The organism is Polaromonas sp. SP1, from assembly GCF_003711205.1.
In the GTDB taxonomy this organism is placed as follows: Bacteria; Pseudomonadota; Gammaproteobacteria; order Burkholderiales; family Burkholderiaceae_C; genus Polaromonas.
On the sequence record NZ_CP031013.1, the window covers coordinates 2,731,900 to 2,756,740 of the forward strand.

Below are 24,841 nucleotides of genomic sequence, written 5' to 3' on the forward strand. Positions count from 1 at the left end.
CAAACGCAGGCGCACTGCCGGGAGGCCCGGTGGAGATAATCCCCTCGGCGCTACAAACATCGAATTAATTTCCGGGAGGCCGAAATGAGGGAGAAAAGCTTGATCCTGTTGTTGGCGGGGGTGTTCACCGGGCTTCTGGCGGGCTGCGCTGCCGGACCGAAATATCCTCCCTATGCCGGCAAGGATGCGGCTTGCGTCAGGGATGACGTCAGGTTCACGAATACCTTCAGCCCGACCAAGGCGCAGGTCACCATTAAAGAGATCGATGGCGTACCGACGGACGGCCCCAGGGATGAGCCTTACTGCATGCCTGGCGGCAAGCACCGCTTCGGCGTCAGGGCATCCACCGACTTTTACGAGAGCCAGGATTACGTCGATATAGAGCTGGCACCCGGCCGTAGCTACCAGCTGAGGGCCAACATCCGGGGCATTTCCCATGTTTTCGAACTGATGGACGTGACTGAAAAAACCGAGGTGAAGGCGTTCGAGTTTTCGTTAAAAGCGCAGTCCGGCGGGCAACAATTGATGGTGCCCATTTTTGTTCCCCGCAGGTAAGGGTGCTTTCTTTCAGTCCAGCTTGGCGCCCGAAGCCTTGACGGCTTGAGCCCAGCGGGGCAGTTCTGCCGCCAGGAACTGCGCGAACTCGTCGCTACCCATAAAGGCCGGGTCCGCTCCTTGCGTGACCATGCGGTTGCGGATGTCCGGGCTGGTCATCACTTGCTTGAAGGCGTCGCTGAGCTTGGCGGTCACGTCCTTGGGCAGGCCGGCGGGTGCGAGGAAGCCGTAAAAGCCCACTACCTCAAATCCCTTGATGCCCGATTCAATGACGGTCGGGATGTCGGGCAGGGCCGGGTTGCGCTCTTTGCTGGTCACGGCCAGGGCGCGCACCTTGCCCTGCTTGTGATAGCTGGCGGCCTGTGGAATCGACTCGCCCATGAACTGCACCTGGCCGCCCATCAGGTCGGTGAAGGCCGGCGCGCTGCCGCGGTAGGGGATGTGCACCATGTAGAGCCCGGCAGCATTTTTAAACATCTCGGGCACGAGGTGGCTGATGCCGCCGTTGCCGGCCGATCCGTAATTGACCTGGCCGGGCCGGGCCTTGGCATAGGCGATGAATTCCTTGAGGTTGTTCACCGGCAGCTTGGGGTTGACCAGCAGCGCCAGCGGCTGCATCGCGGTGCGGGCAATCGGGGTGAAGTCTTTGAGCGTGTTGTAGGGCAGCTTGCTGTAGAGCGCGGGGTTGATCACCATCACGCCGGTGTTGGCCAGCATCAGTGTGTAGCCGTCGGGTGCGGCTTTCATCACGTCTTGCGCGCCCACGGTGCCGCCGGCGCCGGATTTGTAGTCGATCACGATGGGCTGGCCCAGCACGGCCTGCAGGCGCTCTGTCAGCAGGCGGGCATGCTGGTCCAGCGGGCCGCCGGCCGGGAAGCCAATCACCACGCGGATCGGCTTGTCGGGAAAGGCCGCGAAAGCGGAGGTCGAGGCCAGTGCGGTGAAGGCCAGCGCGCAGGCCGACATCAGGGTTTTGCGGCGAAGGTTGAAAGAAGTGAACGAAGGGGTCATGCTGTCTCCTGGAGGTGTCCTGTTTTTGTTTCGGCGTGTAAGCGGTAAGGGGGCAATGATTCCGCCATGAAAGAGGAATGCATGCGCTCTCACGCGGGCTGCCGGGCGGGTGCAGCTTCATCATAGTGAGCGCGGGTCGCTCAAGTGACAGTGTTTTATCGGGAGCTTCCCGGATGTGAGCCCTTCGATCTCAGGGTAGGCTGTGCCGGAGTTTGTCATTGCCTCGCGCCTCCTGGAGTCCTTCTTGTCTACTGTTCCCACAGTTTCCCCTGCCGCTCCCACGCCGCACAACCTGCACCACCAGGTCTGGCCCAAGCGCCTGCCCTACAGCATCACGCCGCCGGCCACGTCGCTGTGGCACAACCTGGCGGTCAGCGCACTGCGCTTTCCGGACAAGCCCGCGCTGGTCTTCTTCAACCGCGTGCTGAGCTATGCCGAAGTGATGCGGCAAGCCGAGCGCCTGGCGGCCACACTGCATCGCCTGGGCGTGCGCCAGGGCGACCGCGTGGTGCTCAACATGCAGAACTGCCCGCAGTGGGTGATCGCGCACTTTGCCATCTTGCGGGCCAACGCGGTGGTGGTGCCGGTCAACCCGATGAACCGGGCCGAAGAACTCAAGCACTACATCACCGACCCGGACGCCAAGGTCGCCATCACCACGGCCGACCTGGCGCCCGAACTGGCCAGGGCCAATGCGCAACTGGCGCCGGCCGACCGGCTGGCGCATATGGTGGTGACGCATTACAGCGACGCCTTTGACCTGGCCGGCGATGCGGCGATGCCCGAAGCCTGGCGCGATTGGCTGGGTACGCGCCACGCGCTGCCCGTGCTGGAAGGCGGCACGGTGACGAGCTGGGAGGACGCGATCGCAAGCGGGCAAGCGGACGGGCTGCCCCCACACACCGCCACACCGCAAGACCTGGCCGTGCTGCCCTACACCAGCGGCACCACCGGCCTGCCCAAGGGCTGCATGCACACGCACGCCAGCATCATGCACAACGCGGTGGCCAGCTGCCTGTGGGGCAACAGCACGTTTGAGAACGTCACGCTGTCGGTGGTGCCGATGTTCCACATCACCGGCATGGTGTCGGTCATGCATGCGTCGATTTACGGCAGCGCGACGCTGGTCATCATGCCGCGCTGGGACCGCGAACTGGCCGGCAAGCTGATCTCGCACTGGGGCGTGACGCACTGGACCAACATCCCGACCATGGTGATCGACCTGCTGGGAAGTCCCAACTTCGCAAATTTCGATTTGAGCAGCCTGGTCTACATCGGCGGCGGCGGCGCGGCCATGCCGCAGGCCGTGGCCCAGCGCCTGTGGGAGCAATACGGCCTGCGTTTTGCCGAAGGCTACGGCCTCACGGAAACCGCGGCGCCCTCGCACAGCAACCCCTATGACGCCACCAAGCAGCAATGCCTGGGCGTGCCCTTCATGAGTTGCGACGCGCGCATCATCGACCCGATCACGCTCAAGGAAGTGCCGCAGGGCGAGCAGGGCGAAATCATCATGAGCGGGCCGCAAGTCTTCCAGGGTTACTGGAAACGCCCCGACGCGACGGCTGAAGCTTTTATCGAACTCGACGGCAAACGCTTTTTCCGCTCCGGCGACCTGGGCCGCATGGACGAGCAAGGCTATTTCTTCATCACCGACCGGCTCAAACGCATGATCAATGCCTCGGGCTTCAAGGTGTGGCCGGCCGAGGTCGAGGCGCTGATGTTCAAACACCCGGCCATCCAGGAGGCCTGCATCATCAGTACCCAAGACGCCTACCGCGGCGAGACCGTCAAGGCTGTGGTGGTGCTGCGCGCCGCGGCCAAAGGCCAGACGACGGAAGACGACATCATCAGCTGGTGCAAGGACAACATGGCGGCCTACAAGTACCCGCGCGTGGTGCAGTTTGTCGACGCGCTGCCCAAGAGCGGATCGGGCAAGGTGATGTGGCGCGCGCTGCAAGAGGCGGAGCAGGGCAAGAAGTGACGTGTTCTGGCACGATGGCGGTTCTGAGCCTTCTGAGTGCCACCCGGAGACAAGCTTGAAAATCGCCTCGGTCAAACCCTTCATCCTGCATGTGCCCGTCACCGGCTCGCAGATTGCCGACAGCACCCACACCATTTCGCACTGGGGCGTGGTGGGCGCGCAAATCGACACCGACACGGGCCTCTCGGGCTACGGCTTTACCGGCACGCATGCCCACCTGCCGAGCGACCAGCTGATCACGCGCTGCATTGAAACCTGCCACGCGCCGCTGTTGATCGGCGAAGACGCGGCGGACATCAACCGCCTGTGGCTCAAGCTCGCGCGCAACCCCGCGCTGCAATGGGTAGGGCGCGCCGGCATCACCACGCTGTCGCAGGCGGCCATCGACATCGCGCTGTGGGACCTGAAGGCCAAGGCCGCCGGCGTACCGCTGTGGAAGCTGCTGGGCGGCCAGGTGCGTGAGAAAGTGCGCGCCTACAACACCGACATCGGCTGGCTCAGCATCCCGGATGACCAACTGGTGGCCGGCGCGAAGCGCGCGGTCGATGAAGGTTTTACCGGCATCAAGGTCAAGGTCGGCTCCAGCGTCGACCGCGACCTCAAGCGTTTGGAGGCCGTGCGCCGCGCCATCGGCCCCGCCATCACCATGGCAACCGACGGCAACGGCAAATGGGACTTGCCCACCTGCCAGCGCTTTTGCCGCGCGGCCGAGGCGTTTGACCTCTACTGGATTGAGGAGCCGCTTTGGTATGACGACGTGAAAGGCCACGCGCAACTGGCGCGCAGCACCAGCATCCCGGTCGCGCTGGGTGAGCAGCTCTACACGCACGATGCGTTTGCCGAGTTCTTCCACCAGGAGGCCATCCACTGGGTGCAGCCCGACGTGACGCGCATGGGCGGCATCACCGAAGTGCTGCGGGTGTGCGACACGGCCCACTCCTTCCGGCTGCCGGTGGCGCCGCATGCGGGCGACATGAGCCAGGTGCATGTGCACCTGAACCACGCGCACCCGGCCTGTACGGTGCTGGAATACATCCCCTGGATCAAGGACTGCTTCCTGGAGCCCGCGCAGGTGGTGGACGGCCACTTCAGCCTGCCGCAGCAGCCGGGCGCCAGCACCACACCGACGGACGCTGCCTGGGAGAAGTTTCGTCAGGCGACATCCTGAAGGCTTAAGGAATGCTTCATCTTTCTTAAGGAAAAAAGGCCTCTAGCCCAATCACCCTATAGGCCTATAGCTATCAAAAAAATAGCAAATCCTTGAAGCAACGCCGCAGGCGCCCCAAGTCGGTTATCGTGCGGGACTACTCGCCACACGCATTCTTTTACCCATGGCCAAACCCGCTCCCCCCACGCTGCAAGACTTTGGCGACAAACCGCTGGCCGGCTGGCGGCTGCGCCTGTACACCATCATCTTTGAAGCCGACACGCGCGCCGGCCGGCTTTTTGACAAAGCGCTGATCGTCCTCATCCTGGTCAGCATCGCGGTGGTGATGGCCGACAGCGTGCAGGCGATCCATGCCTCGCACGGCCGGGCGTTCGCGGTGGTCGAATGGATTTTCACGCTGCTGTTTACCGCCGAATACATTGCGCGACTGGTCTGCGTGAGGAGGCCGCTGCAGTACGCGACCAGCTTCTTCGGCATCATTGACCTGATCGCCGTGCTGCCGACTTACCTGGCGCTCTTTTTCCCGGAGCTGCATGCGCTCATCGACGTTCGCGTGCTGCGCCTCTTGCGGGTGTTCCGGATTTTCAAGCTGGCCGCGTACGTGGCCGAATACCAGTCGCTGGGCCGCGCGCTGGCCGCCAGCGGCCGCAAGATCCTGGTGTTCCTGTCGGCCGTGGTGATGATGGTGCTGGTGATGGGCACCGTGATGTATGTGGTCGAAGGCCCGTCCAACGGCTTTACCAGCATCCCGACTTCGGTCTACTGGGCTATCAGCACCGTCACCACCGTGGGCTTTGGCGACATCACCCCCAAGACCGACCTGGGCCGGCTGATCTCGTCATTCATGATGCTGCTGGGCTGGGGCATCCTGGCGGTGCCCACCGGCATCGTCACCGCCGAGATGGCGGCCGAGCGGCGCATGCAGCGCCTGCCGCGGCCGACCACACGCACCTGCCATGAGTGCCTGACGGAAGGCCATCTGCCCGAGGCGGATTTTTGCTATCACTGCGGGGCGGAGCTGCCGGAGTATCAGCACCAGGAGCCCAAGGACACCAAGGATGCGCCTTCCCAGGCGCCCTGATTTTTAAGACTCTGGCGCCGTCAACCGCCGCGGCGTGATCTCCACCGAGCCCAGCGCCGTGCTCATCCACACGGTACCGTCCTGCACCGTCACCTGCAACTGCATGCTGCGCTCGGCGAGTTTGGCCAGGGCCTGGCTTTCGGCGGCGTCGATTTGCCAGACCACCAGGTTGGACGCGCGCGTCAGTTTGGTCTCAATGTTTTTCCACCAGACCGGGGTGCTGCTGGCAAAGCTGTAGACGCTGACTTTTTCGGCTCGTCCCGCAGCCTTCATCAGGCGTTTGTCGTCGGGCTGGCCGACGTCGATCCAGTGCAGGATCTGCTCGGTGTAGTCCTTGTGCCAGAGCGCGGCTTCGTCCACGTCCCACAGGTCTTTGGCGAAATCGAGATTGCCCTTTTTGTCGTCAGCCGGCACGTTGAGCGCAAAGGCCAGCAGGCGGATCATCATGCGTTCGTCGGCCTCCGACGGGTGGCGCGCAATGGTTACGCTGTGGTCGGCATAGATGCTGCGGTCCATGTCGGACAACGCAAGCTGGGCTTTGTAAATGGTGGCTTTCAGTGCCATGTTGTGTACTTCTTTATCTCGGATCTGGACGGGAGCGAACCCTGTATTGGAACAGAGCGGGAACACAGCCGCCCGGGGTAACCCCCGCCAAGCGGGATTTAAGCCGTCTGGCTATAGTGATCCGACCATGCAACTCTCCGTTCTCGACCAGTCCGTCGCCGTCACCGGCCGCACGGAAGACGCCTCCATCCGCGAAACCCTGCAACTGGCGCGCCACTGCGAGGCGCTGGGCTACAAGCGCTTTTGGGTGAGCGAGCACCACAGCCACCCCAGCATCGTCGGATCCGCACCCGAGGTGCTGATGGCCGCGATTGCCGCCACCACGAGCCGCATCCGCGTGGGCAGCGCCGGCGTCATGCTGCCGCACTATGCGGCGCTCAAGGTGGCCGAGCAGTTTCGGGTGCTCGAAGCCATCGCACCGGGCCGCATTGACCTGGGCGTGGGCCGCGCGCCGGGCTCGGACATGCGCACGGCGCGTTTGCTGAGCAGCGACCCGCGCCAGTCGGCCGAGAACTTTCCCATCCAGGTGCGTGAGCTGCAGGCCTGGCTGGCTGGCATTGATTTGCCGGAAGGTCACCCGGGCCGCGGCGTCACGGCCAACCCCATGGGCCCGACCACGCCAGAGATGTGGATGCTGGGCAGTTCTGACTATGGCGCGCAGCTGGCCGCGCATTATGGCTTGCCGTATGCGTTTGCCTGGTTCATCACCGACGGGCAGGGCGCTGAGCAGGCGCTGGATATTTACCGCTCTACCTATCGGCCCAGCCCGCGCCACCCTAATCCGCAGGCGGTGCTCTGCGTCTGGGCGCTGGCGGCCGACACCGAGGCCGAGGCCTGGCACCACTTCTCAGGCCGAGAGCGCTGGAAGATAGACCGCAACCGTGGCGCGCTCGCGGCTTTGCCGTCGCCCGAAGAAGTCGCGCTGCGGCCCTACACCGCAGCTGAGCAGGTAGAGGCCGACAGGCTGCGGGCCAACGCATTGGTCGGCAGCGGCCCGCAAGTGGCCGCCAAATTACGGGCGTTGGCTCATACACTAGGCGTTGACGAACTGGTCGTGATCACCTGGACGCACGACCCCGCTGCCCGCAGGCGCTCGTATGAGTTGCTGGCGCGGGAATTTTTCTGAATGTAAGAACAGGTTCTAAGAGCCGGCTACCCACAACAATCACTGAGACAAGGACTCCACCATGCAAACCCCTCCCGCCACACCGCTTTTCAGCGCCGTCATCGCCGGCAGCCTGCCCAAACCCGGCTGGCTGTCTGAAACCCAGAAGCTCTGGCCGCAATGGAAGAGCGAAGGCGACGAACTCAAGCAGGCCAAGGCCGACGCCACGCTGCTGTGGATGAAGATGCAGGAAGACGCGGGCCTGGATGTGATCGGCGACGGTGAGCAGTCGCGCCAGCACTTTGTGCACGGCTTTCTGGAGCAGGTCGAGGGCATCGACTTCGAGCACAAGGTCAAGATGGGCATACGCGACAACCGCTACGACGCCATGGTGCCGCAGGTGGTGGCCCAGCTCAAGCTCAAGGGCCGTGTGCATGCCGCTGAAGCCCGCCTGCTGCGCGCCCACACCACCAAAAAGATCAAGTTCACCTTGCCCGGCCCGATGACGATTGTCGACACCGTGGCTGACCAGTTTTACGGCGACAAGGTCAAGCTGGCCATGGCCTTTGCCGAACTGCTGAACCAGGAAGCCCTCGCCCTTCAGGCCGACGGCGTGGACATCATCCAGTTCGACGAGCCCGCCTTCAATGTCTATATGAAGGATGCCGCCGACTGGGGTGTGAAAGCGCTGGAGCGCGCCGCGCAAGACCTGACCTGCACCACCGCCGTGCACATCTGCTACGGCTACGGCATCAAGGCCAACACCGACTGGAAGGAAACCCTGGGCGAGGAATGGCGGCAGTATGAAACCGTGTTTCCGGCGCTGGCCAAAAGCACCATCCGCCAGGTCAGCCTGGAGTGTTACCACTCGCATGTGCCGCCGCACCTGATGGCGCTGCTGGAAGGCAAGGACGTGATGGTCGGCGTGATCGACGTGGCCAGCGACGAAATTGAAACGCCCGAGCAGGTGGCCGACACCATCGGCAAGGCGCTGAAATACGTGCCCAAGAACCGCCTGTTCCCCTGCACCAACTGCGGCCTCGCGCCCATGGACCGTGAGGTGGCGCTGAAGAAGCTGCAGGCCCTGGGGGCCGGTGCGGCGCTGGCGCGTGAGCGCTACAAATAAGGCCTATTCAGTCTTGAGCAGCGCCAGGCACATGCGCTCCGTCTGGCGTGCCCAGCCGGCGCTTTCGGCTTCGTTCAGGCCAATCAGCAAGCCATAGCGGCGCCCACCCCATACCGCCAGGTGCATGGCCTGGATCGCTTCTGGGCATGGCCGCCGCGGCAGGTCGGTGCAGGCATCGAGCACGCGGGTCCACGCCGCCAGCAGTTCTTCATGCACGCGACGGTGGTGTTTGCCTTCTGCGATGTCTGACTCCAGCGCCAGCATGCCGGCGTCAAACCAGGGCAGCTCGGGTGTATCGACGCCGCAGGCCAGGCGTATGAGCGTGCGCAGCCTGTGTTCGGCGCCAAGCCCGGTGGGCGCCACCGCTTGTTGCTCAATGGCCTGCAGCAGTTGCTCCATGCAATGCCGGACATAGCCCGACAGCAGCGCGGCCTTGTTCGGGAAGTAGTCATACAGCGTGCCGACCGAGATGCCGGTCTCCAGCGCCACCGCGCGCGTGCTCACGCCCGCCCAGCCGTCACGCCGCCAAATCCGAACAAAGGCGTCGTAAATCGCCTGCACGGTGAACACCGCCCGCGCCTGGGTGGGGCGTTTAAGGGGCTTGGCGGTAGCCTTCGCTGGCGCTGCGGCGGCTTGCGGTTTTCCGAACCCGGGAGGCGGTTGGCGGCTATACATTGGTTGCTACTTGTTCGAAGGAAAACACCATGCTGACACGACTGCTCACACGCAAAAATGCATTGAATCACACCAGAGTGGACGAACTGAAGCCCCAAAGCGACACGACGGGTGCGCAAGGTGAGGCGGTCCTGAAGATCCGCCGCGTGGCCGTGACCACCAACAACATCACCTACGCCGCTTTCGGCGACGCCATGCAGTACTGGGACTTCTTCCCGACGGGCGAGGCTGACTGGGGCCATATGCCGGTCTGGGGCTTTGCCGATGTCGAAAGCTCCAGCGTACCGGGGGTTGAGGTGGGTGAACGCTTTTACGGCTACTTTCCCGTCGCCAGCCATTTGCGCGTGCAGCCCGAGCGCGTGACGGAGCGCGGCTTTTACGACGGCGCTGCGCACCGCAAGGTGTTGACCTCGGCCTACAACCAGTACATGCGCTGCAGCGCCGACGCCGCCTACCGGGCAGAAGACGAGAACTACCAGATGCTGGTGCGGCCGCTCTTCATCACGTCTTTCATGCTGGCTGATTTTCTGCAGGACAACGCGTTTTTTGGTGCGGTGCAGATGGTGGTGTCCAGCGCGTCGAGCAAAACCGCTTACGGAACGGCGTTTTGCCTGGAGGCTTATCCGCACGTCAAGCGGATTGCGCTGACCTCGGCGCGCAACAAGGGCTTTGTTGAAGGGTTGGGCTGCTACGCAGAGGTGGTGGGCTACGAGGACTTGCAGCACATTGATCGCAGCAAGCCCACGCTGTACGTCGATTTCTCAGGCGACGAAGGCCTGCGCATGGCGGTGCACAAACACTTCGGCGAATCGCTGGTGTATGACTGCTATGCCGGCTCGGCGCAGAACACGCAGTTCTTGCGGCCGCAGGATATGCCCGGCCCCGAGGCGACGTTTTACTTTGCACCGGTGCAGATCAAAAAGCGCAATGCCGAATGGGGCCATGCCGTGGTCAACCAGCGGTTTAACGAAGCGCAGCTGGCTTTCATCCGCCGCGTGAGCGATGCCAAAGACCCATGGATGCGGGTGCGTGAGCATCGCGGCTTTGGGGCGGCGCAAACGCTGATCGACGACGTGCACGGCGGACGCATCGACCCGCAGCAGGGGCATGTGGTGGTGCTGGACTGAGTCTGGACTGAGTCTGGACGGAACATGCTGCGCTGGTGTACGCTGCCGGCATGAGTAAAGACCCCACGCTTCCCCATCACCCGCACGACCACGACCATTCCCACGGGCCAGGGCACGCGCATTCGCATGCGCAAGGCAAGCAAGACCCGCCGTGGAAGCATGACGGCGTGCGTGTGGTCCCCGGCAACCAGCTGGACGGCAACACGGCACAAACGCCCGGCATGGACAGGCGCGCCGCCATCAACTTTGCCCGCGTGGGTGCGCAAAAGCTGTGGGCCGGCACGGTGACCATTCACGCCGACGCCAAGACCGGCGCCCACCACCATGGCCACCTGGAAAGTGTGATCTATGTGATCCGCGGGAGGGCCCGCATGCGCTGGGGCGAACACCTTGAGTTCACCGCCGAGGCGGGGCCGGGCGACTTTATCTATGTGCCGCCTTATGTACCCCACCAGGAAATCAACGCCAGCCCGACCGAGGTGCTGGAGTGCGTGCTGTGCCGCAGCGACGGCGAGGCGGTGGCCGTCAACCTGGACATCGAGCCGGTCGAAAAGCCCGATACCGTGCTCTGGGTGGACCCGACGCACCCGCACGGGGGTGTGTAAACCCTCGGTCAAGGCCGTGTGAGTGGCGGGTGAAGGCCCTCGCAAGCGAGAAAAACCACACGGTTTTCACCGTTTGAGGAAAGCTTTCCTTACGAATGTCACGTCGTCCTACACCATGTATCGGATGGCTTGGTTACAACTGGGGCTCACATAGAAGGAGTTCCAACATGGACACCAATAATCAAGTTCCCAATCCATCCCCTGCCCAGCCTGGCTTTGGCCAACGCCTGCAGCACAGCAAGGCACTCGTCGCCATCGTGGCAGTGCTCGGCGTGACCGTACTGGCACTGGCCGCGGCGCTCGTTGTCAACACCTCCGGCGCGCAACCCGGCTCACCCGAGCAGCTCGCCGCAGCGGAAAAAACCTCGCAAACTTCCAAACTGGCTGCGGACACATCCAAAAAGCCCGTGACCACCACCACTAAAACCACGACCACCCACCCTGTCGTGGCGCAATCAAACCGCACCAACGTTTGCGCGACCTGCGGCACGGTTGAGGCCGTCACGCCTGTGCAGCGCCAGGGCCAGGTCAACGGCGTGGCCGTTGGCAACCAGACCATAGGCCTGGGCACCGTGGCCGGCGGTGTGGTGGGCGGCCTGCTGGGCAACCAGATGGGCGGCGGCGACGGCAAGACGGCGATGACCGTACTCGGTGTGGCAGGCGGCGCGTTTGCCGGCAACCAGATCGAAAAGAACATGAAGAAGGTCACCGTGTATGAAATCCGCGTCCGCATGGACGACGGCTCAACGCGCAACATGGAGCTGTCGAGCTCGGTGCCTGTGGGCTCCAAGGTGATTGTTGAAGGCAAGAACCTCCGCTTGGCCTGAACGTAGCCCCCACGGTCGCTCACTTCGTGTAGCTTCGTGCCCCCCGAGGGGCCGCCCGCCCTACGGCCCAAAGCCGGTTCCGGGGCTCATGCTGGCATGAAGATGGGCCTTACTAAAAAAGCGCTGGTGTTTGTCACTGGCGCTTTTTTTTGGCCGTCACTCTTGTCGGGCAAACTTCATAAATCCCCGGGCCGGCCAGGGCCTGTGTGGAGGGTTAGCATGGAGTCCTGTTTCTTCCGAATTCCCGATCAACCGATCGATTTCCACATCCCGCCTCAACATCAACATCGAGCAGAAAGAAAGACCCATGAAAGCCATCTGGAACGGCGCAGTGATTGCGCAAAGCGACGACACCGTGGTGGTGGAAGGCAACCACTACTTTCCTGAGAGTTCGCTCAACCGCGACTACGTGACCTTCAGCAACCACCACACCATGTGCTCCTGGAAGGGGCAAGCCAGCTACTACTCGCTGCTGGTCAACGGCGAGATGAACACCGACGCCGCCTGGTATTACCCCGACCCCAAACCCGAAGCCGACAACATCAAGGGCCATATCGCGTTCTGGAAGGGCGTGAAGATCGAGCCGTGAGGCGGGGCCGGAAACCGGTGTCGGCCGGATTTCCGCGAGAGGCGGGTTTACCCTTTGGTTTTGCGAAGAGGGTGTCTGGCAAATGCCATAAGTGATATGTATACTTACTAAAAATAGCCGACCCCGGCGCCCCTGAAAAAAGACAAACAGGAAACACCATGACACTTGCCGCCGCCGACCCATCCCTTGTTGAAAAACTGGTGATTGCCAACCGCATCCTGTACGACCAGGGTGTTGTCGACGGTTTCGGCCATGTGAGCGTGCGCCATGACAAATCGCCTGATCACTTCCTGCTGTCGTGCAACCGCGCGCCGGGCCTGGTCAAGAAGGCCGACATCCTCACCTACGACCTCAACGGCGACCTGGTGGGTGAGTCCACGCTGCGTTCCTATCTGGAGCGCTTCATCCACGGCGAGATTTACCGCGCGCGGCCCGACGTGATGGCGGTGGTGCACAGCCATTCGCCCAGCGTGATTCCTTTCGGCGTGACCGGGCAGCGCCTGCGCCCGATCTTTCACATGAGCGGTTTCCTGGGCAGCGGCTCCTCGCTCTATGAAATCCGCGAAAACAGCGGCAACACCGATTTGTTGATCCGCGACATGGGCCTGGGCAAGGACCTGGCCAAGGCGCTGGGCCAGCACACCTGCGTGCTGATGCGCGGCCACGGCTCGACCGTGGTGGCGCCTTCGCTGGAGCGTGCTGTGTACCGCGCCGTCTATGCCGAAGAAAACGCCAAGCTGCAACTCACTGCCAACGCGCTGGGCCCCATCGAGTTCCTCACAAAAGAAGAAGCCGACCTGGCCATGAACACCAATGAAGGCCAGGTGATGCGTCCCTGGGAGCTCTGGAGCCGCAGCATCGGGGCGGTGGAGTAAGCGCTTCATTCCCGTCACGTCCTTCACTCTTGTCACCCTCGTCACCCTCGTCACTCTTGTCATTACCGAAGAGGCAACCCATGAAATTCCCCAAACTCCTAGCCCTGGCGGCCGTGATGTCCCTGAGCTGCCTGACCGCCACGCAGGCCCTGGCGCAGGCCTATCCTTCGCGCGCCGTGCGCATCATCGTGCCTTACGGCACGGGCGGCGGCTCCGACATCCTGGCGCGCCAGATCGGCGCGCGCCTGCAGGCCATCTGGGGGCAGGGTGTTGCGGTTGATAACCGCGCCGGCGCCTCCGGCAACATCGGCACCGAAGCCGTGGTGCACGCCCCGGCCGACGGCTATACGCTGCTGCTGCAAAACAGCACCATGGTGGTCAACCCGGCCGTCAACGGCAAGCTCAACTACGACCCCGAAAAAGACCTGACGCCCATCATGCTGCTGGGCCTCACGCCGATCGCGCTGGTGTCGCACCAGAGCACCAACCTCAAGACGCTCAAGGAGGTGGTCGAGTATTCCAAGGCCAACCCGACGGCGCTGAACTACGGCTCCTGCGGTGTCGGCACACCCCAGCATTTCGTGATGGAGCTGGTCAAGCAGAAGTCCGGCATCAACGCCACCAACGTGGGCTACAAGGGCTGCGCGCCGGCCCTGACCGACGTGGTGGGCGGCCAGGTGCAGCTCGCCATCCTGAGCGCCAACCTTGCCGCGCCGCACCTCAAGACCGGCAAGCTCAACGCCATCGGCGTGTCCACTGCCACGCGTTACCAGCTGATGCCGCAAGTGCCGACGTTTGAAGAGCAGGGCCTGAAGCCGCTGGATTTTTCGATCTGGTATGCGCTGATGGGCCCGGCCAAGATGAAGCCGGAAGTGGTCGCCAAAATTTACGCCGATGTGCAAAAAGTGCTGGCCGAACCCGCCGTGAAAGAAAACCTTTCCGGCGCGGGTGTCGAGCCTTTGTCCGGCAATGGCGCGGCGCTTTCCAGGCTGATCCAGGTCGACCTGGTGCGCTACGCCCAGCTGGCGAAGTCGGCCAATATCAAGGCCGAGTAATTCGACCCGGCAGGCGCCGGGCCTTTTCCTCGGCGCCTTGTCTGACGCGCGCCCAAGGCGCAATCTTTTATAAATGATGCATGGTGACGCCCCACCCCCGGGCTGCCATGGCCGGCATTTGACCCGTCGAGGGCTGGTGCCGCAGAATCTGTCCATGGCTTTCAAGGAGATTCCATCATGTACAAACACATCCTGGTTCCGGTAGACGGCTCTGTCACATCGCAAAAGGCCATGGGCAATGCGGTGGCGATCGCACAGGCCTTCAAAAGCGAGGTGACGGTCATCTACGTCATTGACCCTTACGCCTTTACCGGGGTGGGCACCGACTTTGCCTATGGCCAGGCCGAATACCTGGGCGCCGCCACGGCCGAAGCCAATGAAGCCATCAAGGCCGCCAAAGAGGCTTTCCAGGGCGTGGGCATCACCGTGACCGGCTCGGTCGTCGAAGGTCACGCCATCTACCGCGGCATTCTCGACACCGCCGAATCCATCAACGCCGACCTCATCGTCATGGGCTCGCACGGCCGCCGCGGGCTGGAGAAGCTGGTGCTGGGCAGCGTCACCGCGCAGGTGCTGTCGCACGCCCACTTGCCGGTGCTGGTGGTTCGGGACTAAGCTGTTCTTTCGCCGCGGAGTTTTCGCGGTGTTGACCGGCCATACAAGGAGCTTCCCATGGACTTGCTGAATCACGACCTGGCGCACGAGTTTCCGCAATACCTGCAGAAAATGCGCAGCCTCAAGGTGTCCGATCCGCACTTTGCATCTCTCTTTGCCCAGTACGACGCGGACAACCACGCCATCATCAAATACGAGCAGGGCGTGGGCGCCATCACCGACGAGGCGCTGGAAGACCTGAAAAAAAGGCGGCTCAAGGTCAAGGACGAGATCTACCAGCTGCTCAAGAAAGCTTGATGCCGCTGCGGAGAAATTTAAGTAAAAAAGGCTTGCAGCCCATTATTGGCTTTGGTCTTTAGCTATCAAAAATATAGCGAACCAATTGCCGGAAAGATGCGGGCACCCAGCACCCATGCGGGCTGGCGGGGCTTTTTTCATCAAACTGCCATGTGGGTGGCGTAGGCTGCACGTAGACCGGCTTTCGGTTCCTGCAGGAGAGACCCTTGGATTCAAGCGACGAAGAACTGATGCGGCGTATCCGCAATGACCTGATCGACAGCTACGACGAAGAGCTGGAGATGGAGCTCGAAGACCGCACCGTGGCCGAGCTGACCGGCGAGGGCGACGGCCGCAGCCCCGAAGATGCGGTGAATGAAAAAGAATACCGCCGCCAGTACTTCCGCGAGTTGTTCCGGCTGCAGGCCGAACTGGTGAAGCTGCAGGACTGGGTGGTCGCCACCGGCCACAAGGTCGTCATTTTGTTCGAAGGCCGCGACGCCGCGGGCAAGGGCGGCGTCATCAAGCGCATCACCCAGCGCCTCAACCCGCGCGTGTGCCGCGTGGCCGCGCTGCCGGCGCCCAACGACCGCGAACGCACGCAGTGGTACTTCCAGCGTTATGTGTCGCACCTTCCTGCCGCCGGCGAGATCGTGCTGTTCGACCGCAGCTGGTACAACCGCGCTGGCGTCGAACGCGTCATGGGCTTTTGCACCGACGAGCAGTACGAAGAGTTTTTCCGCACCGTGCCAGAGTTTGAAAAGATGCTGGGTCGCTCCGGCATCCAGCTCATCAAGTACTGGTTCTCGATTTCCGACGAAGAGCAGCACCTGCGCTTCCTCGGCCGCATCCACGACCCGCTCAAGCAGTGGAAGCTCAGCCCTATGGACCTCGAGTCACGCCGGCGCTGGGAGGAATACACCAAGGCCAAGGAAATCATGCTGGAACGCACGCATATTCCCGAAGCGCCCTGGTGGGTGGTGCAGGCCGTCGACAAGAAGAAGGCGCGCCTTAATTGCATCCACCACTTGCTCGAACAGATGCCGTACCAGGAAACCGAGCATCCGGCCATCGTGTTGCCCGACCGTGTCCGCCACGAAGACTACGTGCGCAACCCCGTGCCGCAGAACATCGTTGTCCCGGAGATTTATTGAACATCCCACTGGTTAGGCCAGTGAGCTCTTCATGCCAGCATGAGCCGTGGAACCCGCTTTGCCGGGCCACAGGCGGGCGGCCCCCTCGGGGGGCAGCGACCCACACGAAGTGGGGGAGCGTGGGGGCTAGTCTCTGACGTCAGCAACTGGGTTCGTTCCAAAATCTGGCCGTTCCAGGAATGCCAGGATTCGCGCCGCCGCATCCTCGGGTGATGTCAGCACACCACCCGTCTTCAAACCCACAAACGACTCGCGATCTGGAAAGGCTTTCGGGTCTGCCGCCCGCAGTTGCTCCTGCATGCCGGTGTCGATGACGCCTGGGGCGAGTGAGCAGACTTTGGCGCCGTGCGGCTTCAGGGCTTCTTCCAGTGCCAGGCAGCGGGTGAAGTGGTCCATGCCGGCCTTGGCGGCGCAGTAGGCGGCCTGCGAGGCCATGGCGCGGCGGCCCAGGCCGGACGAAATATTGAGCACCTTGCGCGGCGCCTGCCAGCCGCCGGTGGCGCGCAGGAAGGCGGCGGTGATTTGCATCGGCGCCTCCAGCCCCACACGCAGCGCCCGCGCCAGGTCGCCTTCGTCAATCTGGTCCAACGAGCCGATCTGCGGGATCACACCGGCGTTGTTGATCAGCGTGACGCTGGCCCAGGGCGTTGCGGCTTGCGAATCCTTGAGCCAGCTTTCCAGCTTGTCATTGAGCGAGCCGCTATCCGCCAGGTCGTGCTCCCATTGCAAAACGCTTGAGCCCACATGCCGCGCATGTTCGTCAAGTTCTGGCATAGCCGTACGCGAAATGCCAAGCACCGTGTGGCCGGCGGTGAGCAACTGGCGCGCCATGGAAAAGCCCATGCCGCGCGAGGCGCCTGTGATGAGGGTGAGGTGTTTGGGTTGGGTCATGGCTGCATGGTAGCGCCGGCGCCGCCGAATTGCTTACGCCTAAAACTCCGGCGCGCTTTCAAACGCCATCGCCAGCCCGCTGGCGGGGTGCGTGAACTTCAGCGCTGCGGCGTGCAGCAGCAGCCGTGGCGCTGCAGCCTGCACCGTTTCGGGGGCATACATCGCGTCGCCCAAAATCGGATGACCCAGCGCTTTGAGGTGCACACGCAACTGATGTGACCGGCCGGTGACGGGTTCGAGTTCTACGCGTGTGGTGTTGGCGGCCACGTCATGCGACAGTACCTGCCAGCGGGTCTGGCTGGGTTTGCCGCGTTCGGTATCGATGATGCGCAGCGGGCGGTTCGGCCAGTCGACGACGATGGGCAGGTCGATCAGGCCCCAGCCACTTGGATCATCGGGCGTGGGCAAGTGGCCGCTCACCACCGCCACATAACGCTTGCTGACTTCACGCGTTTCAAACGACCGGCTCAGCGCCCGCTGCATGGCCGCGCTGCGGGCCATCAGCATCAAGCCCGAGGTGGCCTGGTCCAACCTATGAACGATGAGGGCGTCAGCAAAGACCGCCTGCACGCGGGCGCTCAGGCAGTCCTGTTTGTCTTCGCCGCGCCCCGGCACCGAGAGCAGGCCGGCGGGCTTGTCCAGCACGAGCAGGGATTCATCGGCGTGCAGCAACTTCACACCTTGAATGACTGGGGTAGCGACGACATTACCTGCGGGGTAATTGTTCTGCGGCGGGCTGGCCTTCATGATTCAGTCATCGAAACAAGTTTTAAACCAAAGGAGAAAACATCATGACTGACGCAGGCGCCATTGCCATTGCATGTGGACTGATCATCGGCCTGGGCGCCATCGGCGCCTGCATGGGCATCGGGGCGATGGGAGGGCGATTCCTGGAGGGCGCCGTGCGCCAGCCCGAGTTGATGGAGCCGCTGCAGGTCAAGATGTTTTTGCTGGCGGGGCTGATTGACGCCAACTTCCTGATCGGGGTGGGGATCGCCATGATGCTGTTGTTCGCCAACCCCCTGTAGGCCCCCCTTAGGACTCAAGCGGATCAAGCCTTGGGCTTGGGCGGCGGGAAGTTATGAACCGGCGGGCTGCTGCGTTTGACTTCCCGCAGCATGAAGAGGTAAAGGCTTTCAACCTTTTCGCGGGCCCAGGGCGTCTTGCGCAAAAACTTCAGGCTGGAGGCGACGCTGGGGTCGCTGGTGAAGCAGCGGATGTTGATGCGCTGGCCCAGCTCTTCCCAGCCGTAGTGGTCTGAGAGGGCCGTAACAATCGCTTCGAGCTTGACGCCGTGCAGCGGATTACCCGGCTGGGCAGGAGCCGCAGCCAGGGTGTTCACAGGCAAGTCGCTAGAGCCGGCCATCAAGGCCTTATTTGTTCTTCAGCTTGCCGCGCAGGGGAACCTGCGTGACGATGGTCGGGCGCACCGCATCAGGAGACACCGTCTTGGGCGGCGAGGTGTCCTTCTTGGGCTTTTTGACCATCTTGTTGTTGTTTTGCTGTCCTTTTGCCATGGTTTTCTCCGTTGGTGAAGTTGAGTTGGGATGCCGTGATTATCAGTGCAACTTGATGCGCGGGCGATAGGTGCGGTCCAGCATTTCAGACAGCGTGATGAGCGCCGTTTTCTTGAAGCCGCCCAGCGCCAGCTGGTGCTGCTTGTGCAGGCCCCAGTACATGAATTTGGCCAGCTGGCCCTCGATAAAAAAGCTGCCTTTGGTCAGGCTGCCCATCAGGCTGCCGACCGACGAATACTCTGACAGCGACACCAGCGAGCCCTGGTCCTTGAAGATAAAAGGCGCCACCGTTTTTCCCGCGATCAGGTCGGGCAGCGAGCGCGCCAGGTACATGGCCTGCTGGTAGGCGGCCTGGGCGCGCGGCGGCACCCAGGTGCCGTCGGGCTGCTGGCAGGCCGCGCAATCGCCAAAGGCGTAGATGCTCGCGTCGCGTGTAGTTTGCAAATTGCCATTCACGACCAGCTGGTTGAGCTTGCTGGTCTCCAGCGCCTCGCCGCCTTCGGGCGTGCCGCCCAGGGTGCGCAAAAAGTCGGCCGCCTTCACGCCGGCCGCCCACACGGTGATGCTGGATGAAACCACCTTGCCGCTGGCCATCTTCAGGCTGTCGGCGGTGACTTCCACCACTTTTTCGTTCGTGTGCACTTCAATGGCCAGCTTGCGCAACTCTCGCATGGCCGACTCGCTCAGGCGCTCGGGCAACTGGGCCAAGAGGCGCGGTGCGGCTTCGACCAGCACGATCTGCAGGTCTTTTTCAGGGTGAATGTGGTCAAAGCCGTAGTTGGCCAGCACGCGGGCCGCGGCATGCAGCTCGGCGGCCAGCTCGACGCCGGTGGCGCCGCCGCCCACGATGGCGACTGTCAGGCGCCCGCTGCCGGCCATGCGCGGCACGGTTTGCGCGCGTATGCAGGCGTTGATGAGGCGGTCGTTAAAGCGCTTGGCGGCCTGGGGGCTGTCGAGCTTGATGGTGTGCTCGGCCGCGCCGGGCGTGCCGAAATCGTTGGTCTGGCTGCCCACGGCGATCACCAGCGTGTCGTAGCCCAGTTGCTGGGCCGGTGTGATTTCGCGGCCGGCTTCGTCGTGGCTGGCGGCCAGTTGCAGGGTTTTGGCCTGGCGGTCTACGCCAGTCAGGCTGCCCAGGCGGAACTTGAAGCCGTTCCAGCGGGCCTGCGCGAGGTATTCGATTTCTTCGGCGTGCGTGTCATAGCTGCCGGCGGCCAGCTGGTGCAGCAGCGGCTTCCAGACGTGGGTGCGGGCGGCGTCGACAAGGGTGATCTCGGCCAGCCCCTTTTTGCCCAGGCGTTTGCCCAGTTGCGTGGCCAGCGCGAGGCCTCCTGCGCCCCCTCCGACGATGACGATGCGTTGCATAACTTCCTCTCAGTGCAGCGTTGCTGTTGTTATGCCGCCATGTTAACTGCCACAGGCGCGGGCAAGGGCAACGCGCGCTGTTGTTAAGCCGCTCGCCCTAATCGTTCCGGGGATGTTGCAATCAGGAAAACGCCGTCCAGCCCACACCCAGGCCCAGCACCACACACAGCGGCGAATACACCCAGGTGTCCATGCGCGCAAAGGCCGAGCCCTTGATGCGCTTGAAAACCCCCACCAGCCGGAAGTCACCGATGGCGCGGGCGAACATCACCAGCGCCACGGCCGCCAGCATGGCCTGCAATGCGCCGTGCCGCACCGGCGCACCGAACAGCCCGCCGCGCAGGCCCACAGCCACACCCACGGCTATCAGCAGCGCCGCCACGGCCAGCGTGGTGCCGCGCCGGGGGTCAAAGGCGTTCAGCATCTGCGGCTCGCCGTGTTGCTGCCAGCCCGCCGGCACCGGCAACTGCGGTAGCGCCGCCTTGAGTCCCAGTCGCCCGCCCAGCGCCCAGTACGCGTGCACCAGGCCCAGCAGGGTGAAGGTGGCGGTCACGCCGAAAGCCAGAGATAACAAGGGTTGCATGGCTAGCCCCGGATCAGCCGGTCCGCTTCAATCCACGCGCTGACGGTGGGCGGAAACGCCGGCGAGGCCTGCCGCAGGCCCAGTGCGCCGTAGGTGTCATGGCTGCTCACAATGCCGTCTTTGCCGACGACGGCGCCCTTGGTAAAACCCACCGCCATGGTCTGGCCATGGCGCTCGAACTCAAAGCGCATGTAGTTCCAGCGTTCGTCCCAGCATTCCAGGGAAAAGCGCAGCGTGTAGACGGTGAAGGGCTTGAGCCCGCGGCGAAAGGAAATCATGCTGCCGCCCAGCATGGGCCGCCAGCCGCGCTTGAGTGCCACCGGCAAAAAGCCGGCGCGTGTGAAGTATTCAATCAGCGCCAGATCGACGATGGTCATGTAGCGGCCGTTGTTCATGTGGCCGTTCACGTCGAGGTCGTTGGGCCACACGCGCAGCTGCATCGAGATGGTGTCGCCCATCGCGATAGCGGGCTTCATGCGCGCGCGCAGCCAGGTCCAGATGAGGCGAAAGTAGAGGTTCATGAGGCGGTCACTTTTTTACGGCGCGAAGGGGAGGGCGCGTTTTCAGCACCGGCCTGGGGCACAGGCCGCGGCCCGGTGCGGCGCTGGGTTTCATAGGCCGCCACCAGCGGCGCCATCAGCGGGTGGCCGGCGCCGGGGCCCGGTTCCCAGTCCAGATCGGCCAGGCCCAGCAGCTTGCCCGCGGCGTTGCGCACGCTGATCGGCGGCAAGGCTTTTCCGGTGGCGCGTTCGACCACACGAACAGGCACGGTGTCGGGCGTTTGCAGCCAGCGGTCGCCCCACTGCATCAGCGCCATCAACACTGGCAGCAAATCCTCGCCCATCTCCGTCAGGCGGTAGCCCTGGCGGCGGCCCTCGGCCTGCAGCGGCTCCTGCACCAGGATGCCGGCATCGACCAGTTTGGCCAGCCGCGCCGACAGCACGTTGCGGGCAATACCCAGGTGCGCGGCGAAGTCGTCAAAGCGGCGCGTGCCGAACACCACTTCGCGAATCAGCAGCAGCGTCCAGCGGTCGCCCAGCAAGTCCAGCGAGCGGACAACGGAACACAGGGATTCAGACGGCTTGAAACGGGGCATAAGGACTCTTTGCCAGTCAGGTGTTGGAAACGCCCCGGAAAGCGGGGCTTTTGCCGGATGATAGTTATTTAAGTTTCTTTATGCAACTAATTTAGTTCGTAAAAGAAACTTAAACAGGTTGAGGCCACTGGCTCCGGGCAATTCCCGGTGAGCTCAAAATAAGTGATAAAAAGTGCCTCCAGCCAATACCTTGTATTGACTTTTAGCTATCAATTTCGTAGCAAAAACGGATTTACCGCGCAAGCCCCCGGGCGGCGTGACGTTGACATGGCGCTGTTAAGCTTCAGCCCCGCATGCCGACACACTCGTTTCAGGAACTCACCCGCCAGCGCGCCTTCATGCGCATGTGGTTCGCCCGGATTTTCGGCACCACCGGCAACCAGATGCTGATGGTGGCGGTGGGTTGGCAGATGTATGAGCTGACCGGCAGCGCCTGGGACCTGGGCCTGGTCGGTCTCTACCAGTTTGCGCCGGCGCTGCTGCTCACCCTGGTGGCCGGCCATGTGGCCGACCGCGTGCACCGCGGCCGCATCATCGCCGCCTGCCTTGTTGTGCAGGCCGCCGTGGCGATGATCCTGGTCGCCGCCACGCAAGGCTGGGGCGCGCACCACAGCTGGGCTTCGCGTGAGCTGCTGCTGGCGGTGTCCGTCATGCTGGGCGTGGCCCGCGCCTTCCAGATGCCGGCGCAGCAGGCGCTCACCCCCATGCTGGTGCCGCCGGGCATGCTGCCGCGTGCCATGGCTTTCAGCTCGGCCGGCATGCAGGCGGCCGTGATCGGCGGGCCGGCGCTGGGCGGCGTGATCTTTGTCGCCGGCGCCACCGCGGTCTACGCCACCTGCGCATTCCTGTTTGCCGCCGGCTGCGTGCTGATCGCCGTGCTGCGTTACGACCACGTGCCGCCGCCACGCGAGCCGGTCACGCTGCGCACGCTGCTGGCTGGTGTGGAGTTTGTCTGGCAGCGCAAGGCCCTGCTGGGCGCCGTATCGCTCGATTTGTTTGCCGTGCTGCTGGGCGGCGCTACCGCGCTGCTGCCCATGTTTGCCAAAGACATCCTGCACGTCGGGCCCTGGGGCCTGGGCCTGCTGCGCGCAGCGCCTGCGGCCGGCGCATTGCTGATGTCGGCGGTGCTGACGCGCTGGCCGCTGGAGCGCCGCGTCGGGCCGACCATGCTGTCTGCCGTGGCGCTCTACGGCGTTTGCATGATAGTGTTTGGCCTGTCGACCAGCTTTGTGCTGTCACTGCTGGTGCTGGCTGTCTCCGGCGGCGCCGACATGGTCAGCGTGGTGGTGCGCCAGACCCTGGTGCAGATCGAAACGCCGAACGACATGCGCGGCCGCGTCAGCGCCGTGAACTCGGTGTTTATCGGCGCCTCCAATCAGCTCGGCGAGTTTGAATCCGGCGCCACGGCGGCGATGCTGGGGCCGGTGGGCTCGGTGGTGGCGGGTGGTGTGGGCACGCTGCTGGTGGCGGCGGCCTGGTTCAGGCTGTTTCCGTCGCTGTCGCGGCGGGACAGGATGGTCAGTCAGTAGCTCTTATGGCCGCCTGGACCGGGGTGGGTTACTTCACCTTCTGAACCTCAGCAAAGCAGGACTTCATGTCCTCTGACCGGCAAAGAAAGAATTTCTTCCCGCTGGAATGAAGGCGGACATAGCTTACGGCCACATGACCCCGCGTTGCGGTTGCTCCCGAGCAATCGGGTTTACCGTTGGTTTTGGTGATCTTGTCCGTCCACTTGTAGACACCTGTCCCGCCTGGCGCCGGCGAGATCGCAAACTCGGACTCGTTGCGCTCTGCGCCGGAGACGGACGACTTGGTTCCGTCAGGGCGAATCTCGTATTCCTCAAAGCACTTGAGCTCCGGGATATCTATTCGCCAGGTGCCGACGAGCGGATGCCGCTCGGCCAGCTTTGTGCGGGTGGAGTCCTGTGACGACGCACCGGATGACAGGACGATGCCCATCGCTAATGCGGCAAGTGGAGTGATTTTCATGATGGGGTTCTCGGTGGCGGCCCACTTTGATGCAGAAAATGGGTGGAGGTCACGGGCGATTGATCGCAACTGATTTGAGCGCCCGGTGATGTTCGGGTAAAGACTAACGGGCATGTAGCAGGGTTAGCAGTCATTTTCCTGGAAGATTTATTTGTTGGGTACTGCCTGCATAGGCCACGCCGGGCTCACCTTCGGTTTCTGCATAAAAGGCGCTTCCATCTGACTTGACGACAAGATACCCGCCGCCGCCCTGGTCAATCTTCGCCTTGGCGTCTGTCCATGAAACGGCGGTGAAGGGCGAAGACCAACCGAGGAGCAGGCATTGATCGTCGACTTGAAAGGCTGCGGGTCGGCCCCTGTATGAGCCGTCGAAAATCTTCTCAATGTCATGGCACACGCGCCGATGGAGATCCTTGGGCTTCTTCACAGCTTCATGCAGGAAGCGGTCGCGGAACTCCGCTTTGACAAAACGGCCGACGAAGGCGGCAAGGGCTTCTGGGTTTGTCATCGTAGTGAATGTTTGATCTGAAGGGCTTGCATTGGAACCACGTCACTGCCTTTGAATGATCAGGCTGGCTTGAGAATTGGCTGCAAGTCCTCATAGCTTTTGTCGTAATCGGGATCACCGGGAAATCGGCCCTCGCGATCGGGCCAAACGATTTGGGCAATGGGAAAGCGCTCTTCGTAGAACCCAAGCGCAAATCCAAAATATCGATCCAGGTGTGCTTTGTTCGCAGCCATTACCTGGATACCGTAGCTGCCACCGATGTCCTGATGGGATCGGGGAAGTTCGCGCGTCGCGCTATTTTTCATCTTTGTCACGACGGCGTTGAGAATGTTCGCCATGACCTGCTGCGGTAACCCAAAGATGATTAGCTCTGGATGCCGCTGTGTCTGCCAAAGCCCTACGGTATAAGCGAAAGGCGGTTCTTCGTCCGAGATGGAGATAACCGAGCATCCGTAGCGCGCGATGTCTTGACGAACAGAGTCTATGAACTGGCTCATGCGGCT

General features: G+C 62.9%; 31 protein-coding genes. 17 read left to right on the forward strand and 14 right to left on the reverse strand.

Annotation, left to right across the window (positions count from 1 at the left end; genetic code table 11):
* The first annotated feature begins 84 nt into the window (after nt 1-84).
* Nucleotides 85-555 (forward strand): hypothetical protein, encoded by a 471-nt coding sequence (locus DT070_RS12945; RefSeq protein WP_122955774.1) that lies wholly within the window; start codon nt 85-87, stop codon nt 553-555.
* A 12-nt stretch (nt 556-567) separates the two neighbouring features.
* Here DT070_RS12945 and DT070_RS12950 read toward each other — a convergent pair whose 3' ends face one another.
* On the reverse strand, nt 568-1,521 hold the full coding sequence (locus tag DT070_RS12950; protein ID WP_122957389.1) for a tripartite tricarboxylate transporter substrate binding protein: 954 nt from the start codon (nt 1,519-1,521) through the stop codon (nt 568-570).
* A gap of 289 nt (nt 1,522-1,810) precedes the next feature.
* On the opposite strand from DT070_RS12950, the gene DT070_RS12955 reads away from it, so the two are divergent.
* The 3 genes from DT070_RS12955 to DT070_RS12965 all read left to right on the forward strand — a co-directional run bounded on the left by DT070_RS12955 (nt 1,811) and on the right by DT070_RS12965 (nt 5,796).
* Complete coding sequence (locus tag DT070_RS12955) at nt 1,811-3,547, forward strand: long-chain fatty acid--CoA ligase (protein WP_240642549.1); 1,737 nt, start codon at nt 1,811-1,813, stop codon at nt 3,545-3,547.
* A gap of 55 nt (nt 3,548-3,602) precedes the next feature.
* Complete coding sequence (locus DT070_RS12960; protein WP_122955775.1) at nt 3,603-4,715, forward strand: mandelate racemase/muconate lactonizing enzyme family protein; 1,113 nt, start codon at nt 3,603-3,605, stop codon at nt 4,713-4,715.
* Nucleotides 4,716-4,878: 163 nt separating this feature from the next.
* Nucleotides 4,879-5,796 carry an ion transporter gene (locus tag DT070_RS12965; protein ID WP_122955776.1) on the forward strand — a complete coding sequence of 306 codons (918 nt, stop codon included), beginning with the start codon at nt 4,879-4,881 and terminating at the stop codon, nt 5,794-5,796.
* A 3-nt stretch (nt 5,797-5,799) separates the two neighbouring features.
* Here the strand turns inward: DT070_RS12965 and DT070_RS12970 are convergent, their stop codons facing one another.
* Nucleotides 5,800-6,360, reverse strand: a complete 561-nt coding sequence (locus DT070_RS12970; RefSeq protein ID WP_122955777.1) for a YaeQ family protein — start codon at nt 6,358-6,360, stop codon at nt 5,800-5,802.
* 127 nt (nt 6,361-6,487) lie between these two features.
* Between DT070_RS12970 and DT070_RS12975 the strand changes: the two genes are divergently transcribed.
* Nucleotides 6,488-7,486, forward strand: coding sequence for an LLM class flavin-dependent oxidoreductase (locus DT070_RS12975; RefSeq protein WP_122955778.1), 999 nt, complete (start codon nt 6,488-6,490; stop codon nt 7,484-7,486).
* A gap of 61 nt (nt 7,487-7,547) precedes the next feature.
* Nucleotides 7,548-8,591, forward strand: coding sequence for a methionine synthase (locus DT070_RS12980; protein ID WP_122955779.1), 1,044 nt, complete (start codon nt 7,548-7,550; stop codon nt 8,589-8,591).
* Nucleotides 8,592-8,594: 3 nt separating this feature from the next.
* Here DT070_RS12980 and DT070_RS12985 read toward each other — a convergent pair whose 3' ends face one another.
* Nucleotides 8,595-9,266 (reverse strand): TetR/AcrR family transcriptional regulator, encoded by a 672-nt coding sequence (locus tag DT070_RS12985; RefSeq protein ID WP_122955780.1) that lies wholly within the window; start codon nt 9,264-9,266, stop codon nt 8,595-8,597.
* Between the two features lie 29 nt (nt 9,267-9,295).
* Here DT070_RS12985 and DT070_RS12990 point away from each other — a divergent pair, with 29 nt between their 5' ends.
* The 9 genes from DT070_RS12990 (at nt 9,296) to ppk2 (ending at nt 16,389) form a co-directional block, all read left to right on the forward strand.
* Nucleotides 9,296-10,393 carry a DUF2855 family protein gene (locus DT070_RS12990; RefSeq protein ID WP_122955781.1) on the forward strand — a complete coding sequence of 366 codons (1,098 nt, stop codon included), beginning with the start codon at nt 9,296-9,298 and terminating at the stop codon, nt 10,391-10,393.
* A 50-nt stretch (nt 10,394-10,443) separates the two neighbouring features.
* Nucleotides 10,444-10,998, forward strand: coding sequence for a cupin domain-containing protein (locus DT070_RS12995; protein WP_122955782.1), 555 nt, complete (start codon nt 10,444-10,446; stop codon nt 10,996-10,998).
* Nucleotides 10,999-11,165: 167 nt separating this feature from the next.
* Nucleotides 11,166-11,825, forward strand: a complete 660-nt coding sequence (locus DT070_RS13000) for a glycine zipper 2TM domain-containing protein (protein WP_122955783.1) — start codon at nt 11,166-11,168, stop codon at nt 11,823-11,825.
* A gap of 307 nt (nt 11,826-12,132) precedes the next feature.
* Complete coding sequence (locus DT070_RS13005) at nt 12,133-12,414, forward strand: DUF427 domain-containing protein (RefSeq protein WP_092127063.1); 282 nt, start codon at nt 12,133-12,135, stop codon at nt 12,412-12,414.
* A 158-nt stretch (nt 12,415-12,572) separates the two neighbouring features.
* A complete protein-coding gene (locus DT070_RS13010; protein ID WP_122955784.1) occupies nt 12,573-13,289 on the forward strand; it encodes a class II aldolase/adducin family protein in 717 nt (238 codons plus the stop codon).
* An 80-nt stretch (nt 13,290-13,369) separates the two neighbouring features.
* Nucleotides 13,370-14,344: a tripartite tricarboxylate transporter substrate binding protein gene (locus DT070_RS13015; protein WP_122955785.1), complete on the forward strand. Its 975-nt coding sequence runs from the start codon at nt 13,370-13,372 to the stop codon at nt 14,342-14,344.
* A 177-nt stretch (nt 14,345-14,521) separates the two neighbouring features.
* Complete coding sequence (locus DT070_RS13020; protein ID WP_122955786.1) at nt 14,522-14,959, forward strand: universal stress protein; 438 nt, start codon at nt 14,522-14,524, stop codon at nt 14,957-14,959.
* Between the two features lie 57 nt (nt 14,960-15,016).
* Nucleotides 15,017-15,256 carry a YdcH family protein gene (locus tag DT070_RS13025; protein WP_122955787.1) on the forward strand — a complete coding sequence of 80 codons (240 nt, stop codon included), beginning with the start codon at nt 15,017-15,019 and terminating at the stop codon, nt 15,254-15,256.
* Nucleotides 15,257-15,486: 230 nt separating this feature from the next.
* Nucleotides 15,487-16,389 carry a polyphosphate kinase 2 gene (gene ppk2 / locus DT070_RS13030; protein WP_122957391.1) on the forward strand — a complete coding sequence of 301 codons (903 nt, stop codon included), beginning with the start codon at nt 15,487-15,489 and terminating at the stop codon, nt 16,387-16,389.
* A gap of 126 nt (nt 16,390-16,515) precedes the next feature.
* On the opposite strand, the gene DT070_RS13035 is transcribed toward ppk2, so the two are convergent.
* Nucleotides 16,516-17,280: an SDR family NAD(P)-dependent oxidoreductase gene (locus tag DT070_RS13035; protein ID WP_122955788.1), complete on the reverse strand. Its 765-nt coding sequence runs from the start codon at nt 17,278-17,280 to the stop codon at nt 16,516-16,518.
* Between the two features lie 39 nt (nt 17,281-17,319).
* Nucleotides 17,320-18,027, reverse strand: coding sequence for a pseudouridine synthase (locus tag DT070_RS13040; RefSeq protein ID WP_122955789.1), 708 nt, complete (start codon nt 18,025-18,027; stop codon nt 17,320-17,322).
* Between the two features lie 44 nt (nt 18,028-18,071).
* On the opposite strand from DT070_RS13040, the gene atpE reads away from it, so the two are divergent.
* Nucleotides 18,072-18,308, forward strand: a complete 237-nt coding sequence (gene atpE, locus DT070_RS13045; RefSeq protein WP_092127043.1) for a F0F1 ATP synthase subunit C — start codon at nt 18,072-18,074, stop codon at nt 18,306-18,308.
* A 23-nt stretch (nt 18,309-18,331) separates the two neighbouring features.
* On the opposite strand, the gene DT070_RS13050 is transcribed toward atpE, so the two are convergent.
* The 6 genes from DT070_RS13050 to DT070_RS13070 all read right to left on the reverse strand — a co-directional run bounded on the left by DT070_RS13050 (nt 18,332) and on the right by DT070_RS13070 (nt 21,841).
* Entirely contained in the window at nt 18,332-18,646 is a 315-nt protein-coding gene (locus DT070_RS13050) for a VF530 family DNA-binding protein (protein WP_122955790.1), read from the reverse strand.
* Nucleotides 18,647-18,653: 7 nt separating this feature from the next.
* Nucleotides 18,654-18,797 (reverse strand): hypothetical protein, encoded by a 144-nt coding sequence (locus tag DT070_RS21370; protein WP_164483755.1) that lies wholly within the window; start codon nt 18,795-18,797, stop codon nt 18,654-18,656.
* Nucleotides 18,798-18,839: 42 nt separating this feature from the next.
* Nucleotides 18,840-20,162, reverse strand: a complete 1,323-nt coding sequence (locus DT070_RS13055; RefSeq protein ID WP_122955791.1) for an NAD(P)/FAD-dependent oxidoreductase — start codon at nt 20,160-20,162, stop codon at nt 18,840-18,842.
* 121 nt (nt 20,163-20,283) lie between these two features.
* On the reverse strand, nt 20,284-20,745 hold the full coding sequence (locus tag DT070_RS13060; protein ID WP_122955792.1) for a DUF3995 domain-containing protein: 462 nt from the start codon (nt 20,743-20,745) through the stop codon (nt 20,284-20,286).
* A gap of 2 nt (nt 20,746-20,747) precedes the next feature.
* The gene (locus DT070_RS13065; RefSeq protein ID WP_122955793.1) at nt 20,748-21,266 is read right to left on the reverse strand and encodes a thioesterase family protein; all 519 of its coding nucleotides are present in this window, start codon (nt 21,264-21,266) and stop codon (nt 20,748-20,750) included.
* Nucleotides 21,263-21,841 (reverse strand): helix-turn-helix domain-containing protein, encoded by a 579-nt coding sequence (locus DT070_RS13070; RefSeq protein ID WP_122955794.1) that lies wholly within the window; start codon nt 21,839-21,841, stop codon nt 21,263-21,265. Before DT070_RS13070 ends, DT070_RS13065 begins: the two co-directional genes overlap by 4 nt.
* Nucleotides 21,842-22,134: 293 nt before the next feature.
* Here DT070_RS13070 and DT070_RS13075 point away from each other — a divergent pair, with 293 nt between their 5' ends.
* Complete coding sequence (locus DT070_RS13075; protein ID WP_194965921.1) at nt 22,135-23,370, forward strand: MFS transporter; 1,236 nt, start codon at nt 22,135-22,137, stop codon at nt 23,368-23,370.
* Nucleotides 23,371-23,398: 28 nt separating this feature from the next.
* Here DT070_RS13075 and DT070_RS13080 read toward each other — a convergent pair whose 3' ends face one another.
* The 3 genes from DT070_RS13080 to DT070_RS13090 all read right to left on the reverse strand — a co-directional run bounded on the left by DT070_RS13080 (nt 23,399) and on the right by DT070_RS13090 (nt 24,835).
* On the reverse strand, nt 23,399-23,830 hold the full coding sequence (locus DT070_RS13080; RefSeq protein ID WP_153976369.1) for a hypothetical protein: 432 nt from the start codon (nt 23,828-23,830) through the stop codon (nt 23,399-23,401).
* 130 nt (nt 23,831-23,960) lie between these two features.
* Nucleotides 23,961-24,338 (reverse strand): hypothetical protein, encoded by a 378-nt coding sequence (locus tag DT070_RS13085; RefSeq protein ID WP_122955796.1) that lies wholly within the window; start codon nt 24,336-24,338, stop codon nt 23,961-23,963.
* Nucleotides 24,339-24,397: 59 nt separating this feature from the next.
* Complete coding sequence (locus tag DT070_RS13090; RefSeq protein ID WP_122955797.1) at nt 24,398-24,835, reverse strand: DUF4262 domain-containing protein; 438 nt, start codon at nt 24,833-24,835, stop codon at nt 24,398-24,400.
* Nucleotides 24,836-24,841 lie beyond the last annotated feature (6 nt).